We start from the raw sequence: 13,979 nt of genomic DNA on the forward strand, positions 1-13,979 counted from the left end.
TCGGGGATGGTCTTTGCGGCATCCTGCGACCCGTTCGGCACCGGAATGGTCACGGTTCGGCCGCAGGCCCTCGACCGGCCCCGGGGCACACCTGTGAGAATGCCATGGGGAACTTTGCTGTGCGATGGCGGCGTGACAGTGGGATACCCGATCCCACGGGCGCCGGGAGCGAGGATGGCAGATGAGCGAGCCTACGACGTTTGGACGGATCGACGCTGACGGCAACGTCTTCGTGAAGACGGCAGCCGGAGAGCGGGCCATCGGATCGTGGCAGGCCGGCACACCGGAGGAGGGCCTTGCCCACTTCGCCCGCCGGTTCGCCGACCTGGTGACCGAGGTCGACCTGATCGAGGCCCGGCTCGGCAGCGGCGCCGCCGACGCAGGCCAGTCGCTGTCCACCATCAAGCGGCTGCGCAGCGGCCTCGACGAGGCGCACGTCGTCGGCGACATCGACGGGCTCGCCGCCCGCCTCGACAAGCTGACCTCGATCGCCGAGGAGAAGGCCGGCGCCGCCCGCGCGGCCCGCGACGCCGCCCGGGCCGAGGCCCTCGCCCGCAAGACCACCCTGGTCGAGGAGGCCGAGCAGATCGCGGCCGAGGCCACCGGCTGGAAGACCGCCGGCGACCGCCTCAAAGAGATCCTCGACGAGTGGAAGTCCATCCACGGCGTCGAGAAGAAGGCCGAGAGCGAGCTGTGGAAGCGCTACGCGGCCGCCCGCGACGCCTTCACCCGCCGCCGCGGTGCCCACTTCGCCACCCTCGACGCCAGCCGCAAGCAGGCGCAGGGCCGCAAGGAGGAGCTGGTCGTCGAGGCCGAGCAGATCGCCGAGTCCACCGAGTGGAACGCGACGGCCGCCCGCCTCAAGGAGCTCATGACCGAGTGGAAGGCCGCCCCGCGCGCCGCCAAGGAGACCGAGCAGAAGCTCTGGGAGCGGTTCCGTGCCGCCCAGGACTCGTTCTTCAAGCGCCGCAGCGAGGTCTTCAGCGCCCGGGACGCCGAGTTCAAGGGCAACCTCGACGCCAAGCAGGCGCTGCTGGTCGAGGCCGAGGCCCTCGACGTCGACGCCGACCCGAAGGCCGCCCAGGCCAAGCTCCGCGACATCCAGGCCGCGTGGCACGAGATCGGCCGCGTCTCCCGCGAGGCGCAGACGGGCCTCGACCGTCGCCTGCGCGTCGTCGAGGACAAGGTGAAGACGGCGATGGACGCCGCGTGGCGCCGGACCCCGCCGGAGGCGAGCCCGCTGCTCGCCCAGATGCGGGAGCAGGTGGCCCGCGCGGAGCAGCAGCTGGCGTCCGCCCAGGCCGCCGGCGACCAGCGCCGCATCAAGGAGGCCGAGAAGGCCCTGGAGAGCAAGCGCAAGTTCCTTGCCATGGCCGAGCACACCGGCTGATCAAGAGACTTCTCCAGTGACGGGCAACGAGCCCGTCCGACATAGAAAGTTGACCACTACACGCCGCGGCGTGTAGTGGTCAACGTCGTTTTCCGCCCGTTTCCGGATGTGCGGCGCGGTCTCCTCAGGACGGTCGCCTGGCGCGGTCGTGGCGGCGGACCCCGCGGTGGCTCGAAGTGGGCGGTCGCGGTGAGGCGGTGCGGGTGGTCGAGCCGGCCCAGTGGCCGGTGGTCACCTGGCTCGAGCGCATCCGCGGTGGTCGCGACGGTCGTGCGTGGGCCGTCGGCCGAGCGGTTCGTCGCCCGGCAGCGGGCCCCGGCGCGGCAGGGGACGGTCTGTCCGGCGGGATCGGGCTGCCCGGCACGAAGGGCGGCGGGGTGCACCTGGCCGGTCGACGGCCGCGGACCCGGCCGAGGACACCGCAAGGAGGCCGGGCGGCGCGGCAGGGGACGCGCGCATGCCTTCGGCGCCCGAACGGACGCGAAGGCCCGCCTCGGCCAGGAGCCGCGCTTCGCGCGACGCCGCCGGGCGGGCCCTGCTCGAACCGGACCGCGCCACCGCCACCCCGCGCGCATAGGCGGAGCGGTCGGCGGCGCGCACAGGGTCAGATGCGGCGCACGACCGTGACGACGCGGCCGAGGATGGTGGCGTGGTCGCCGGGGATCGGCTCGAAGGCCGGGTTCTGCGGCATGAGCCAGACGTGGCCGTCGCGGTTGCGGTACGTCTTCACCGTGGCCTCGCCGTCGATCATGGCGGCCACGATGTCGCCGTTGTTGGCGGTGGGCTGCTGGCGCACGACGACCCAGTCGCCGTCGCAGATGGCGGCCTCGATCATCGAGGAGCCCTTGACCTGGAGCATGAAGAGGGTGCCCTCGCCGACGAGCTCGCGGGGGAGGGGGAACACGTCCTCGACGGCCTGCTCGGCGAGGATCGGGCCACCGGCGGCGATGCGGCCCAGGACCGGCACATACGCCGGGGAGGGCCGGGCGGCGCGCTCCGCCTCCTCGTCGACGGCGACGAGCTCGCTGGGCGGGCGCACGTCGACGGCGCGCGGGCGGTTGGGGTCGCGGCGCAGGTAGCCCTTCCGCTCCAGCTCCTTGAGCTGGTAGGCGACGCTGGAGGGGGAGACCAGGCCGACGGCCTCGCCGATCTCGCGGACGCTCGGCGGGTAGCCGTTGCGCTCCACCGCGCTGCGGATGAACTCCAGGATGCGCCGCTGGCGGACGGTCAGGTCGGCGGCGAAGAGGTCGGGGAAGGCGCTGACCACCGCGGTGACCGCGCGCATCTCCGGCTCGCCGCCACGGCGGCGGGTGCTCGCGCGGCGGGTGGTGCCGGCGCCGATCGCGGTGACCTCGGCGGATTCGTCGGTGCGGTCGTCGGCTGACACGTCGTCCTCCCTCTTGTTGGCACCCGCGGTGGGAAGGCCGCGGGTGCGGACGGGCCGTGGGGTGGCCCGCCACCTTGACCGCCACCGGGTGTGACGGCGCCGGCTGTCGCAAATTTCGGGTATCCCGATCAAACGTCTCGATCGTGTGTGGATCACCGTATCGCCGAGGTGTGACAGTTTCAAACATCTGTACTACGTGGCGCGCCGTTTTTTCGGCGCGTCGCTGGACTCGGGTCTTCCCGCTCTGGTAGACCATCGTACGTCCGTTCGATCGAACGGCTGTACGGAATCGAGGGCGCAGATGCGACGACACCCGCGAAACCCACCCATCCGGCTCACCCGGCGGGGTCGCATCGTGCTCTTCTGCCTGCTGCTGGCGGTCGCGGGCGGGCTCATCACCCTCGTGTCGGCGCCGGGGCAGGCGGCCGACGAGCCGGGGCCGGCGCCGGTCATGATCGTGCAGCCGGGCGACACGCTGTGGGACATCGCGACCCGGCATTCCGGGGGTCGCGGGCGGGACGCGACCATCGAGGAGATCCGCCGTCTCAACCACTTGGACGGCTACAGTGTCGACGCCGGGCAGCGGCTGACCCTCCCTCGACGGGGCTGATCAGGGCAAACGAGCCACCTGGCAAGTGGCGTGCGACACGCGAGGGTCGTAATCCGCCGTTCAACTTGCGTCGGCGTAGGCATCGGCATAGCGTCTACCCCTAGATGTAGTAGTTACAGGGCTGTAAGTCGTCCACAGGTTGTGGATTCGGCAATCACCCTTACTGACGGTGAAGACCAGCGGAGGCCTGCGACCCGGGCTGACCGTTGGGCATTCGTGTGCGTTTTATCAGGACATGTCCGACGTAGACTGGAAGGCCATCGCATGCGCTGCCCGTACTGCCGACACGCCGACTCGCGGGTGGTCGACTCGCGGGAGGCCGAGGACGGCCAGATCATCCGCCGGCGCCGGTCCTGTCCCGAGTGCGGCCGGAGGTTCACCACGGTCGAGGAGGCGGTCCTCGCGGTGGTCAAGCGCAGCGGGGTCACCGAGCCGTTCAGCCGTTCCAAGATCATCGCAGGGGTCCGCAAGGCCTGCCAGGGTCGCCCGGTCGACGAGGACGCGATCGCGGTGCTCGCGCAGAAGGTCGAGGAGACCGTGCGCGCCCGCGGCGCCGCCGAGCTGCCCAGCCACGAGGTCGGCCTGGCCATCCTCGCGCCGCTGCGGGAGCTCGACGAGGTGGCGTACCTGCGCTTCGCGAGCGTCTACCGCTCGTTCGACTCGCTGCAGGACTTCGAGCGCGAGATCGCCGCGCTCCGGGCGGCGGCGAACCGCCCGGCGAGCGCGACCCAGCACCAGGCAGCACCGTCACAGGGGGAGCGCGCCGCCGAGCCCGTCGGCTGAGGCGACGACGCGAGCACCGCAGTACAGCAGCGAAGCAGCACCGACAACAGAAGACAGAAGACATGAGGGGGCCGCGGATGGCGGGGGAGACGAAGACCAAGGCAGCGTCGCGCAAAGAGGCACAGGGCCTGCGCGTCGAGCGGGTGTGGACGAAAGAGGGGGTCCACCCCTACGACGAGGTGACGTGGGAGCGTCGCGACATCGTCATGACCAACTGGCGCGACGGCTCGATCAACTTCGAGCAGCGCGGCGTCGAGTTCCCCGACTTCTGGTCCGTGAACGCGGCCAACATCGTCACCACCAAGTACTTCCGCGGCGCCGTCGGCACCGACGCCCGCGAGTGGTCGCTGCGGCAGCTGATCGACCGCGTGGTCACCGTGTACCGCAAGGCCGGCGAGGACCACGGCTACTTCGCCACCCCCGCCGACGCCGAGGTGTTCGCCCACGAGCTGACCTGGATGCTGCTGCACCAGGTGTTCAGCTTCAACTCCCCGGTCTGGTTCAACGTCGGCACCCAGTCGCCGCAGCAGGTCAGCGCCTGCTTCATCCTCGCCGTCGACGACTCGATGGACAGCATCCTCGACTGGTACAAGGAGGAGGGGCTGATCTTCAAGGGCGGCTCCGGCTCCGGCGTGAACCTGTCCCGGATCCGCTCCTCGAAGGAGCTGCTGAGCAGCGGCGGCACCGCCAGCGGCCCGGTGAGCTTCATGCGCGGCGCCGACGCGTCCGCCGGCACGATCAAGAGCGGCGGCGCGACCCGCCGCGCGGCCAAGATGGTGATCCTGGACGTCGACCACCCCGACGTCGAGGAGTTCATCGAGACCAAGGCCCGCGAAGAGGACAAGATCCGGGCCCTGCGCGACGCCGGCTTCGACATGGACCTCGGCGGCAAGGACATCGTCAGCGTCCAGTACCAGAACGCCAACAACTCGATCCGCGTCTCCGCCGAGTTCATGCAGTCCATCGAGGACGACGCCGAGTTCGCGCTGCGCTCCCGCCTCGACGGCAGCGTCGTGTCCACGGTCAAGGGCCGCGAGCTGTTCCGCAAGCTCGCGCAGGCCGCGTGGGAGTGCGCCGACCCCGGCATCCAGTACGACGACACGATCAACGCCTGGCACACCTGCCCGGAGACCGGCCGGATCACCGCGTCGAACCCGTGCAGCGAGTACATGCACCTGGACAACTCCAGCTGCAACCTCGCCTCGCTGAACCTCATGAAGTTCCTCAACGCCGACAGCACGTTCCAGGTCGAGAAGTTCGTCAAGTCCGTCGAGTTCATCATCACGGCCATGGACATCTCGATCTGCTTCGCGGACTTCCCCACGGAGAAGATCGGCGCCACCACCCGCGCCTACCGCCAGCTCGGCATCGGCTACGCCAACCTCGGCGCGCTGCTGATGGCCAGCGGTCTGGCGTACGACTCCGACGGTGGCCGCGCGGTCGCCGCGACGATCAGCAGCCTCATGACGGGCACCGCGTACCGCCGCTCGGCCGAGCTGGCCGGGATCGTCGGCGCATACGACGGCTACGCCCGCAACGCCGCCCCGCACCAGCGGGTCATGCGCCAGCACGCCACCGCCAACGACGCGATCACCACCGTCGGCGGCGTCGACGTGGCGATCAAGGCCGCGGCGACCGCCGAGTGGGCCCGCGGCAACGAGATCGGCGCGAAGCACGGCTGGCGCAACTCGCAGGCCAGCGTCCTCGCCCCGACCGGCACCATCGGCCTGATGATGGACTGCGACACCACGGGCGTCGAGCCGGACCTGGCCCTGGTCAAGTTCAAGAAGCTCGTCGGCGGCGGCTCGATGCAGATCGTCAACCAGACCGTCCCGCGGGCCCTGCGCAACCTGGGCTACCAGGAGGAGCAGGTCGAGGCGATCGTCGAGCACATCTCCGAGCACGGGCACGTCGTGGACGCCCCCGGCCTGAAGGCCGAGCACTACGCGGTCTTCGACTGCGCCATGGGCGAGCGGACCATCGCCCCCATGGGGCACGTCCGGATGATGTCGGCCATCCAGCCGTTCATCTCCGGCGCGATCTCCAAGACGGTCAACATGCCGGAGGCGGCGACCGTCGAGGACGTCGAGGAGATCTACTTCCAGGGCTGGAAGCTCGGTCTCAAGGCCCTGGCGATCTACCGCGACAACTGCAAGGTCGGCCAGCCGCTGTCCGCGGTGAACAAGTCCAAGAAGGACGAGCCGGCCGAGGCGGTGCGGGAGGTCGTCCAGGAGGTCGTCAAGACCGAGAAGGTCATCGAGTACCGCCCGGTGCGTAAGCGGCTGCCGAAGAAGCGGCCCAGCTCGACCGTGTCGTTCTCCGTCGCCGGCGCCGAGGGCTACCTCACCGCGTCGTCGTACCCGGACGACGGCCTCGGCGAGGTCTTCCTGAAGATGTCGAAGCAGGGCTCGACCCTCGCCGGCGTCATGGACGCCTTCTCCGTCGCGATCTCCATCGGCCTGCAGTACGGCGTGCCGCTGGAGACGTACGTCAGCAAGTTCGTCAACATGCGCTTCGAGCCGGCCGGCATGACCGACGACCCCGACATCCGTCTGGCCTCGTCGGTGATGGACTACATCTTCCGCCGCCTGGCGCTGGACTTCCTCGACTTCGACACCCGCTCGGAGCTGGGCATCCTCACCTCGGCGGAGCGCGCCGCCCAGCTGCGCGCCGAGGCCGGCGAGCCGGACGTCGACCTGACCGAGATGCGCAACTCCGCCCCGGTGGAGTCGGCCGCGAAGCCGGCGGCGACCACCGCCGAGGCCCCCGCCGCGAAGCCGGTCGAGGTCGCCGCCCCGCGCCGGGTCGGCTCGTCGACCGAGCTGCTCGAACTGGTCCAGGGCAAGGCCGCCGACGCGCCGCTGTGCTTCACCTGCGGCACGAAGATGCGCCCGGCGGGCAGCTGCTACGTGTGCGAGGGCTGCGGCTCGACCAGCGGCTGCAGCTGACACTGAGCAGGCACGGCCGTCGGTGACCTGACCGACCGAAGTCCCCCGGGCGCTACCGTTCGGGGGACTTCGCCGTCGCGGCGGGCCACGACCGTCTGGTCAGCCCGTCCTGGGCAGGACCGGCTCCTGGTCCGCGACCCCGGCGGGGCGTGGTGGCGCGGGACGCGGCCGACGCACCGGCGGGGTCCAGTCCTTCAGGCGCAGCGCCGGGCGCTCCACCAGGTGCCAGGACGCGGCGGCGAGGGCCGTCGTCGCCAGCGCCGACGCCGCGATGTAGCACGGCAGGCCCCAGTGCTGGACGCCGAGGGCGGCGAGGGTCTGCTGGGTCGGGAACGCGTAGATGTAGATGCCGTACGAGTAGTCGCGGGCCCGGCCGATCCGGTGCGACCACGGTGGCAGGCTGCACGCGGCCCACAGCAGCAGGTACGCGAACGCCGGGTAGCCGAGCACGTGGAACGCGCCGAGGCGCAGGGTGCCCACCAGGATGAGGGCGGCGAGGGCGGCCAGCGCCGGGTGTGCCGGCACGCGGTGCTGGTACAGCTGTGCCGACGCGCCGAGCAGGAACAGGAAGCCCAGGTAGACCAGGGTCTGGGTGTTCAGCGCGCCGAACAGCGGGATCGGGCCGAACGTGCCGCGGGGCTGCGGGACGGTGTACGGGGTCGACGGCAGCTGGTGCAGGAAGTCGCTGAGCAGCACCGCGTACGCGCCGGCGGTGAGCAGCAGGACGAGCCGGGGACAGCGGCGGATGACTCCGCAGGCGGTGAGGGCGGTGAGGACGCCGTACCAGAACAGCTCGAACGACAGGCTCCAGAGCGAGCCGTTGACGACCGAGCCGCCCCCGGTGAGCCGGGCGTAGGGGTTGTCGCCGAACAGGGTGCCGATGCCCCACACGTGCGGCTGCCCGAGCGCGTTGCCCCTGGCGAACGCCAGCGCCTGCGGCAGCGACGCGAACCACCCGGCGCAGCCGGCGGTGACCAGCAGGCACGCCCACAGCCCGGGGAAGATCCGCAGGAACCGGTGCCACGCGAACCGCACCGACCCGAGCCGCGCCGCGCTGGCGGTGACCAGGAAGCCCGACAGGACGAAGAAGCCGTCGACGGCGAGCGCGCCGAGGTCGGCCTGCCCGTGGGTGACCCCGAGCCCGGGGGTGGGCCGGCCGGCGCCGAGCGGCCACGAGTGGCCGACCAGCACCGCGAGGGCCAGGCAGAGCCGCAGGAATCCGAGGGCGTTCGCGCGGGGCGAGTAGCGGTCAGCCAACACATTCAGACAAACGACCAGATGCCCGACTTCGTCGTTAAGTGAATTGTGTCAGTATCCGCACCCCCCGCCACGGACACCACACCCAAGCAACTCGTCACCGCCGGGCTGGTCGCGGCCGCCTGGCTGGTCATCGCCCTGCTGTACCTCGCCGGGGTGGCCGTCCTCGTCCCGCCGCTGCTGCTGATCGGCACCGCCGCGCTGCTGCGGGGCGGCCGGACCGTCCTCGACCGGGTGATGCTCGCGACCGGGCTGCTGCTCGGCCTGACCTGCCTCGGCGCGCTCGTGTTCGCCGTCTGGCCGTGGGGCCTGCACCCGGTGACCGCCGGCGGGACCGCCGCCACCGCCCTGATCGTCACCGCCGCCCGGACCGGGCGCCGGCCGCGGCTGCCGCGGCCCGGCGCCACCGACGCGATCGCCGTGGCCGCCGTCGCCGCCGTCGGGGCGGTCGTCGCCTGGCCGCTGCTGCGCGACGGGCGGACCGGGCGGCTCGCCCGCGTCATGGACGGCGAGGACCTGGCCCGGCACGCGGCGCTGTTCGACGCGATCCGCCGCGCCGGCGGGTACCTGTTCCAGCACCCAGCGCAGGGCAGGACCCTGGTCTACGAGGGCATGGTCACCTACCCGCAGGGCGAGCACGTGACCGCCGCGCTGCTCGACGGGTTCCTCCGGTCCTCGGCCGCCGCGCACGGCACCGGCGCCGGCATGTTCGACCACTACCTGGCGTTCGTCGCCGCCGGGTACCTGCTGCTCGCCGCCACCCTCGTCTGGGCCGCGCAGTGGATCGGCGCCGGCGGGCTCACCCCCGCCCGCACGGTCCCGGTCGCGGCCGGGATCGCGGGGCTGTGCGCGTTCGGGGAGCTGCTCGACCTCGTCCGGTTCGGGTACCCGAGCCAGGTCCTCGGCCTCGCCGAGGCGGTCATGCTGCTGAGCGTCCTCGTCCGGCCGGTGCCCCGCCCCCGCCAGCAGCTGCTGCTCGTCGCGGCCCTGCTCGCCGCCGTCGGGTTCACGTACTACCTGTACCTGCCGCCGGTCGGCCTCGCCGCGATCCTGTGGCTGATGCGGCAACGCCGCCGGCACCGCGCCCGGCGCGTCCCCGCCCTCGCCCTCGCGATCGCCGTCACCAGCGCCGTGCCGCTCGCCATCGGGGTCCTCGTCGCCGGTCAGGCCGGCGCGCTGCTCAGCGTCGGCTCCCTGAAGGTCGGCCGCGAAGGGCTCGCGGTCCTGGTGTGCCTCGTCGCCTCCGGCATGCTCACCAGGCGCGGCCGGCGCAGCGGGATCTGGCGCTCGTACGCCCTCGTCTTCGTCCCCGTCGCCGGCTTCGCCATCGGCATGCTGGCCGTGCAGCGGCTGTTCGGCTCGGGCAGCGGCTACTACGCCAACAAGGCGCTGTTCCTGGTCCTGGCGCTCCTGCTGGCCGGCACCGGGGCCCTGGCACTGCACCTGCCGCGCCGCCCCGTGCCCCACGCACAGCTGCGGGCGGCGTCGGTACTGATGGCGATCGTCGCCCTCATCGGCGGCGAACGCGCCAGCGACGGGCCGGCCCGGATCGAGGCGAGCACGAGCTGGCTGGCCGGCGCCGGCGCGGACCAGCGCGCCTACGCCAGGGCCGCCCTCGCCCTGCGCCCCGGCCGCCCGACCGTCGTCATCGGCGACGACCCCGGGTACGACTCGTACCGGCTGACCCTGTTCATCTCAACGCTGCAGCGCACCTCCGGCCCGATGGCCGGCGCCACCTACCACGTCGGCCCGATCAACTCCCCGGCCCGCCTCGACGCCGTCGTCACCCGGATGCCCGGCCCGATGCGGCTGCTCGTGCTGTCGGAGGACGCCCGCGTCCGCGCCGAGGCCCTCCGCGACCGCCACCCGGCCGCCTCGATCGAGATCGTCATGCCCTGACCGGCGGCCCCCTCGTGGTCAGGACCGTTCGAGGCGGTACCCGGCGTCGCGCAAGGTGCCCGCCATGTGCGCGGCGTACCAGGCCGGCCAGTCGGCGTCGGGGGTGCCGGTCTCCGCCTCGTAGGCGTGGTGCGCGTCGGCGGCCCTCTTGAGGGCGTCGAGCAGCACCGCGGTCACGTCCGGCTCGGGCCGGTCACCGGTCTGGGTCACGTCAGCTCACCTCTCGTGCGGAACTCGACCACGGTAACCGTGCCACCCGTCCCGGCATTTCCGCGGCGCCGCATCCATCGCGGGGTCGTGGCGAGTTGGCGCACGTCCGTGCACACCGCTAGCATCGCCGCATGTTGTCTTATGCTGACACGTGTGTGCCTACCGGTGGCGCACTCGAGCAGCTTTGGGTAGGAAAATCGATGCTACCAAGGCGTTCATCCGGTAGCATCGCGGGTATGAAGGTCAGTGTGAGTCTCCCGTCCGATGACATCTCGTTCGTGGACGACTACGCCCGGCGGCGTGGCAACGCGTCCCGCTCATCGGTGCTGCACCAGGCCATCGAGCTGCTCCGGCTCAGCGAGATGGAGCAGTCCTACTCGGACGCCTGGGACGAGTGGGCGGACGGCGACGACGCGAAGCTGTGGGAGCGCACCGCCGCCGACGGGATCACCGATGCGCCGCGGTGACGTCTTCATGGTCGAGCTCGATCCGGCGGTCGGCTCGGAAGCCGCCAAGTTCCGCCCCGCCGTGCTGGTCAGCAACAATGCCGCCAACCGCGTCGCCGAGCGCAACCGTCGGGGCGTCGTGACGGTCGTCCCGGTCACGTCCAACACCGCCAGGATCCACCCGTTCCAGACCTTCATCAGCGCCGGCGACGGCGGTCTGGCCGTCGACTCGAAGGCCCAGGCCGAGCAGGTCCGCTCCGTCGACGTGCGCCGGCTCGGCCGCCAGCTCGGCAGCCTCAAGGACGACACCGTCCGCAGCCTCGACGAGGCGCTCCGCCTTCACCTTGCCGTCTGAGCGCACGTGTGCCGCGGCCGTCGTCGGTCGGACGGGTTGGATGACCACCCGAACGCCGGGCGCTTCCGACGAAGGCACGCGCTCGCCCGTGCATCGCCGCTGAAAGGACCTTGACCATGGCGAAGGTGGCGGTCCGGGTGTCGACGGACGCGCGTGACATGCTCGCAGCCGTCGCCGCGAGCCGCCGCACGACGATGTCCGTCCTGCTCGAGGAGGCGGCACGACGTCTGGAGCGGGAAGAGGAGATGCGCCAGGCGACGCTCGACTACGAGCGGTTCGTCGGCGACGACCCGGACGGTTTCGCCGACTACCTCGCCGAGGGGCACCTCTGGGACACGACGTCCGGAGACGGCCTCACCGCCGCGCCCGGGGTGGCGCTGCCGGCGGCGCTTGCTGTGGCCGAGCGGTGGGTCGCGCGGTTCACGAGCGGGACCGGCATCGGCTGAGCTGGGGTCGGGAACGCGACGCCGGGGTGGTATCAGGCCGGGTGCAGGGTGTGCACGCTGCGTGAACGCCGGTGCGGGGGCGGCGTGGCGGCGGGGGTGGGGCTTGATCGCCGACCATAGCCTGGGGTGATGTTCGAGCGGAGGGTGATGGCGGCGTGGGCCGCGTTCGCGGGGATCGCCGTGCTGTCGGCGGGGCTGGTGCTGCGGCGGCCTGACGCGCAACGCCTGTCCGACCTGCACATCTACTACGGGGCGGCGAAGTTCGACGGGCCGCTCTACGACTACGTGGCGAGCAACGGTGGGCCGTTCACGTATCCGCCCTTCGCGATGGTGCTGTTCCGGCCGCTGAGCCTGCTGCCCGAGGCGACCCTCGGCCTGCTGTGGCTGGCGATGACGTGCGCCGCGGTGATCGCCATCGCCCGCACCGTGACCAGGCGGCCCGCCGGGACCGTCACGGCCGCCGGGACCACCACGGCCGGCGCCGGGACGGCAGGTTGGCCGTGGATCCGTACGCCCGCCGGCGCGAGAGTGCTCGTCGCCGCCGTCGCCACGGCGCTGCTGGTGTCGGCGCCGGTGCAGAGCAACCTGCGGTTCGGGCAGGTGAGCATCTTCATCGTGCTGCTGGCGCTGGTCGACGCGGGGCAGGTGGTGCCGGCGCGGTACCGCGGCGTCCTCGTCGGGGTGGCCGCGGCGATCAAGCTGACGCCGCTGCTGTTCGTCGTGTACTTCCTGGTGGCCGGGCGGTACAAGGACGCGGCGCGGGCCGTGGCGGCGTTCGTGGGCTGTGCGGCGGTCGCGGCCGTGGTCATGCCCGGCGCCAGTGTGCGGTACTGGAGCGGCACCATCTTCCAGACGTCCCGCATCGGTGACCTGGCCTCGCTGGGCAACCAGTCCGTGCACGGCATGCTGCTGCGCGTGGGGCTCTCGCCGGCGGCGCTGCCGGTCGTGTGGGCGGTGCTGATCGCGGCGATCTGCGGCGCCGCCCTGCTGCGCGCCCGGCAGCTGCACCGGCACGGCGAGCCGGTGCGGGCCGCGGTGCTCGTCGGCTGCGCCACCGTGGCCGCCTCGCCGGTGTCCTGGACGCACCACCAGGTGTGGACGGTGCTCGCGGCGATGCTGCTGGTCGCCGCCGAGGGGGCGTGGCGGCGGGTCGCCGGTGTGGTGCTGCTGGTCGTCATGACGCTGTCGCTGGGTGTGGTGCTGCGCGGTGTGGCGCTCTACCCGGGCTGGCAGTTCCTGCTGGAGAACGCCCGGTCGGTGGGGCTCGTCGCGGTCTGCGTCGCCGGGTTCGGCGGGGTCGCCGTCGCCCGGCTGCGTTCGACCCGGCTGCGCACCGCCCGCCGGATCGCGGTCGCCGCGGTCGCGGGCCTGGCCGTGCTCGCGCTCACCCCGTTGCCGGCCGGCGCCGACCCGACGTTCAAGGCGTACTCGGCCGACGATCTCACCAACCCCCGCTACTTCTACTTCACCGGCGCGCCGGTGCCCGGGCAGCCGGTCACGTTCCTGGTCCGCCGGGAGAAGACGAAGGTGCGGGTCAACGGCGTCGTCGGGGCCGAGGTGGCGCGGCTGCGGTACACCTCGGCGCCCGGCGGCGCGGCGCGCGGCATCCCGCTGCTGGACGCGGAGCCCGGCGTGCGCACGTTCTCGTTCCGCAGCGCCAACCTCGCCCACGGCCGCCTCGAGGCCCTCGACGCGGCCGGGCAGGTCACCGCGGCGTTCACGAACCTGGGATGAAGCGGCCGCCCTCCAGCCCGTCCCCAAGGCCGTCCTCCAGCCCGTCCCCAAGGCCGTCCTCCAGCCCGTCCTGCAGGACGGACTCGAGCACCGTCTTGAGCCCGCTCAGGATGCGCGACCAGGTCTCGTCGCGCTCCGGGTCCGGGTCGCGGTCGACGTCGTCGCAGGTCAGCGCCACCCGGCACAGACCGGGCTCGGTGGGGGTGAGCTCCCACGTGAGCCAGCAGTGCACCTCCTGCGCGACGCCGATGCCGGTGTACAGGTTGTGCACCAGCAGCCGCCCCTCCTCGACGTGCACGATGTCGCCGTGCAGGACGTCGGGGACGGGGCCGGCCGCGGCCCGGTAGACGATGGGCGCGCCCGGCGTCCACTGCGACTCGACCGCGAGGCCGAGGTAGAAGCGCCGGGTGAACGCGGGCTCGGTGATCGCCCGCCACACCCGGGCCGGGTCGGCGGCGATGTACAGGCTGCACGTCGAAGTCCTCATGCCCACATCGTGCGCGGGTGACTTGGG

At 72.1% G+C, this 13,979-nt stretch carries 13 protein-coding genes; 9 read left to right on the forward strand and 4 right to left on the reverse strand.

The features are described from left to right. Window positions 1-181 precede the first annotated feature (181 nt). Window positions 182-1,390 (forward strand): DUF349 domain-containing protein, encoded by a 1,209-nt coding sequence (locus OP18_RS07180; RefSeq protein WP_033357930.1) that lies wholly within the window; start codon window positions 182-184, stop codon window positions 1,388-1,390. A gap of 604 nt (window positions 1,391-1,994) precedes the next feature. On the opposite strand, the gene lexA is transcribed toward OP18_RS07180, so the two are convergent. Further along, complete coding sequence (gene lexA / locus OP18_RS07185) at window positions 1,995-2,675, reverse strand: transcriptional repressor LexA (protein WP_211273465.1); 681 nt, start codon at window positions 2,673-2,675, stop codon at window positions 1,995-1,997. Window positions 2,676-3,132: 457 nt separating this feature from the next. Between lexA and OP18_RS07190 the strand changes: the two genes are divergently transcribed. From OP18_RS07190 to OP18_RS07200, 3 genes are all read left to right on the forward strand, one after another. Beyond that, window positions 3,133-3,387 (forward strand): LysM peptidoglycan-binding domain-containing protein, encoded by a 255-nt coding sequence (locus OP18_RS07190; RefSeq protein WP_052386327.1) that lies wholly within the window; start codon window positions 3,133-3,135, stop codon window positions 3,385-3,387. Window positions 3,388-3,651: 264 nt separating this feature from the next. Beyond that, the gene (nrdR, locus tag OP18_RS07195; RefSeq protein ID WP_033357932.1) at window positions 3,652-4,170 is read left to right on the forward strand and encodes a transcriptional regulator NrdR; all 519 of its coding nucleotides are present in this window, start codon (window positions 3,652-3,654) and stop codon (window positions 4,168-4,170) included. Window positions 4,171-4,247: 77 nt separating this feature from the next. Next, the gene (locus OP18_RS07200; protein WP_033357933.1) at window positions 4,248-7,118 is read left to right on the forward strand and encodes a vitamin B12-dependent ribonucleotide reductase; all 2,871 of its coding nucleotides are present in this window, start codon (window positions 4,248-4,250) and stop codon (window positions 7,116-7,118) included. A 99-nt stretch (window positions 7,119-7,217) separates the two neighbouring features. Here the strand turns inward: OP18_RS07200 and OP18_RS07205 are convergent, their stop codons facing one another. Then, the gene (locus tag OP18_RS07205) at window positions 7,218-8,375 is read right to left on the reverse strand and encodes an acyltransferase family protein (RefSeq protein ID WP_052386328.1); all 1,158 of its coding nucleotides are present in this window, start codon (window positions 8,373-8,375) and stop codon (window positions 7,218-7,220) included. A gap of 48 nt (window positions 8,376-8,423) precedes the next feature. Between OP18_RS07205 and OP18_RS07210 the strand changes: the two genes are divergently transcribed. Further along, a complete protein-coding gene (locus OP18_RS07210; RefSeq protein WP_033357934.1) occupies window positions 8,424-10,274 on the forward strand; it encodes a hypothetical protein in 1,851 nt (616 codons plus the stop codon). 18 nt (window positions 10,275-10,292) lie between these two features. Here the strand turns inward: OP18_RS07210 and OP18_RS07215 are convergent, their stop codons facing one another. Further along, the gene (locus tag OP18_RS07215) at window positions 10,293-10,484 is read right to left on the reverse strand and encodes a hypothetical protein (protein ID WP_033357935.1); all 192 of its coding nucleotides are present in this window, start codon (window positions 10,482-10,484) and stop codon (window positions 10,293-10,295) included. 236 nt (window positions 10,485-10,720) lie between these two features. On the opposite strand from OP18_RS07215, the gene OP18_RS07220 reads away from it, so the two are divergent. The 4 genes from OP18_RS07220 (at window position 10,721) to OP18_RS07235 (ending at window position 13,465) form a co-directional block, all read left to right on the forward strand. Beyond that, window positions 10,721-10,951 (forward strand): ribbon-helix-helix domain-containing protein, encoded by a 231-nt coding sequence (locus tag OP18_RS07220; RefSeq protein WP_033357936.1) that lies wholly within the window; start codon window positions 10,721-10,723, stop codon window positions 10,949-10,951. Beyond that, window positions 10,938-11,285 carry a type II toxin-antitoxin system PemK/MazF family toxin gene (locus OP18_RS07225; protein WP_033357937.1) on the forward strand — a complete coding sequence of 116 codons (348 nt, stop codon included), beginning with the start codon at window positions 10,938-10,940 and terminating at the stop codon, window positions 11,283-11,285. The genes OP18_RS07220 and OP18_RS07225 overlap by 14 nt, the downstream gene beginning before the upstream one ends. A 116-nt stretch (window positions 11,286-11,401) precedes the next feature. Next, window positions 11,402-11,731, forward strand: coding sequence for a hypothetical protein (locus OP18_RS07230; protein ID WP_033357938.1), 330 nt, complete (start codon window positions 11,402-11,404; stop codon window positions 11,729-11,731). A gap of 129 nt (window positions 11,732-11,860) precedes the next feature. Next, window positions 11,861-13,465 (forward strand): glycosyltransferase 87 family protein, encoded by a 1,605-nt coding sequence (locus OP18_RS07235; RefSeq protein WP_052386329.1) that lies wholly within the window; start codon window positions 11,861-11,863, stop codon window positions 13,463-13,465. Here OP18_RS07235 and OP18_RS07240 read toward each other — a convergent pair. After that, window positions 13,449-13,952, reverse strand: a complete 504-nt coding sequence (locus OP18_RS07240) for an SRPBCC domain-containing protein (RefSeq protein ID WP_033357939.1) — start codon at window positions 13,950-13,952, stop codon at window positions 13,449-13,451. The genes OP18_RS07235 and OP18_RS07240 overlap by 17 nt on opposite strands. Window positions 13,953-13,979 lie beyond the last annotated feature (27 nt).

Source organism: Dactylosporangium aurantiacum (assembly GCF_000716715.1).
GTDB classification, from domain to species: domain Bacteria; phylum Actinomycetota; class Actinomycetes; order Mycobacteriales; family Micromonosporaceae; genus Dactylosporangium; species Dactylosporangium aurantiacum.

What these genes read in the sequence shown, in the direction of transcription:
- OP18_RS07180 (WP_033357930.1), top strand. Translation starts at nt 182, where the DNA reads ATGAGCGAGCCTACGACGTTTGGACGGATCGACGCTGACGGCAACGTC.
- lexA (WP_211273465.1), bottom strand. Translation starts at nt 2,675, where the DNA reads ATGCGCGCGGTCACCGCGGTGGTCAGCGCCTTCCCCGACCTCTTCGCC.
- nrdR (WP_033357932.1), top strand. Translation starts at nt 3,652, where the DNA reads ATGCGCTGCCCGTACTGCCGACACGCCGACTCGCGGGTGGTCGACTCG.
- OP18_RS07200 (WP_033357933.1), top strand. Translation starts at nt 4,248, where the DNA reads ATGGCGGGGGAGACGAAGACCAAGGCAGCGTCGCGCAAAGAGGCACAG.
- OP18_RS07220 (WP_033357936.1), top strand. Translation starts at nt 10,721, where the DNA reads ATGAAGGTCAGTGTGAGTCTCCCGTCCGATGACATCTCGTTCGTGGAC.
- OP18_RS07225 (WP_033357937.1), top strand. Translation starts at nt 10,938, where the DNA reads ATGCGCCGCGGTGACGTCTTCATGGTCGAGCTCGATCCGGCGGTCGGC.
- OP18_RS07230 (WP_033357938.1), top strand. Translation starts at nt 11,402, where the DNA reads ATGGCGAAGGTGGCGGTCCGGGTGTCGACGGACGCGCGTGACATGCTC.
- OP18_RS07235 (WP_052386329.1), top strand. Translation starts at nt 11,861, where the DNA reads ATGTTCGAGCGGAGGGTGATGGCGGCGTGGGCCGCGTTCGCGGGGATC.
- OP18_RS07240 (WP_033357939.1), bottom strand. Translation starts at nt 13,952, where the DNA reads ATGAGGACTTCGACGTGCAGCCTGTACATCGCCGCCGACCCGGCCCGG.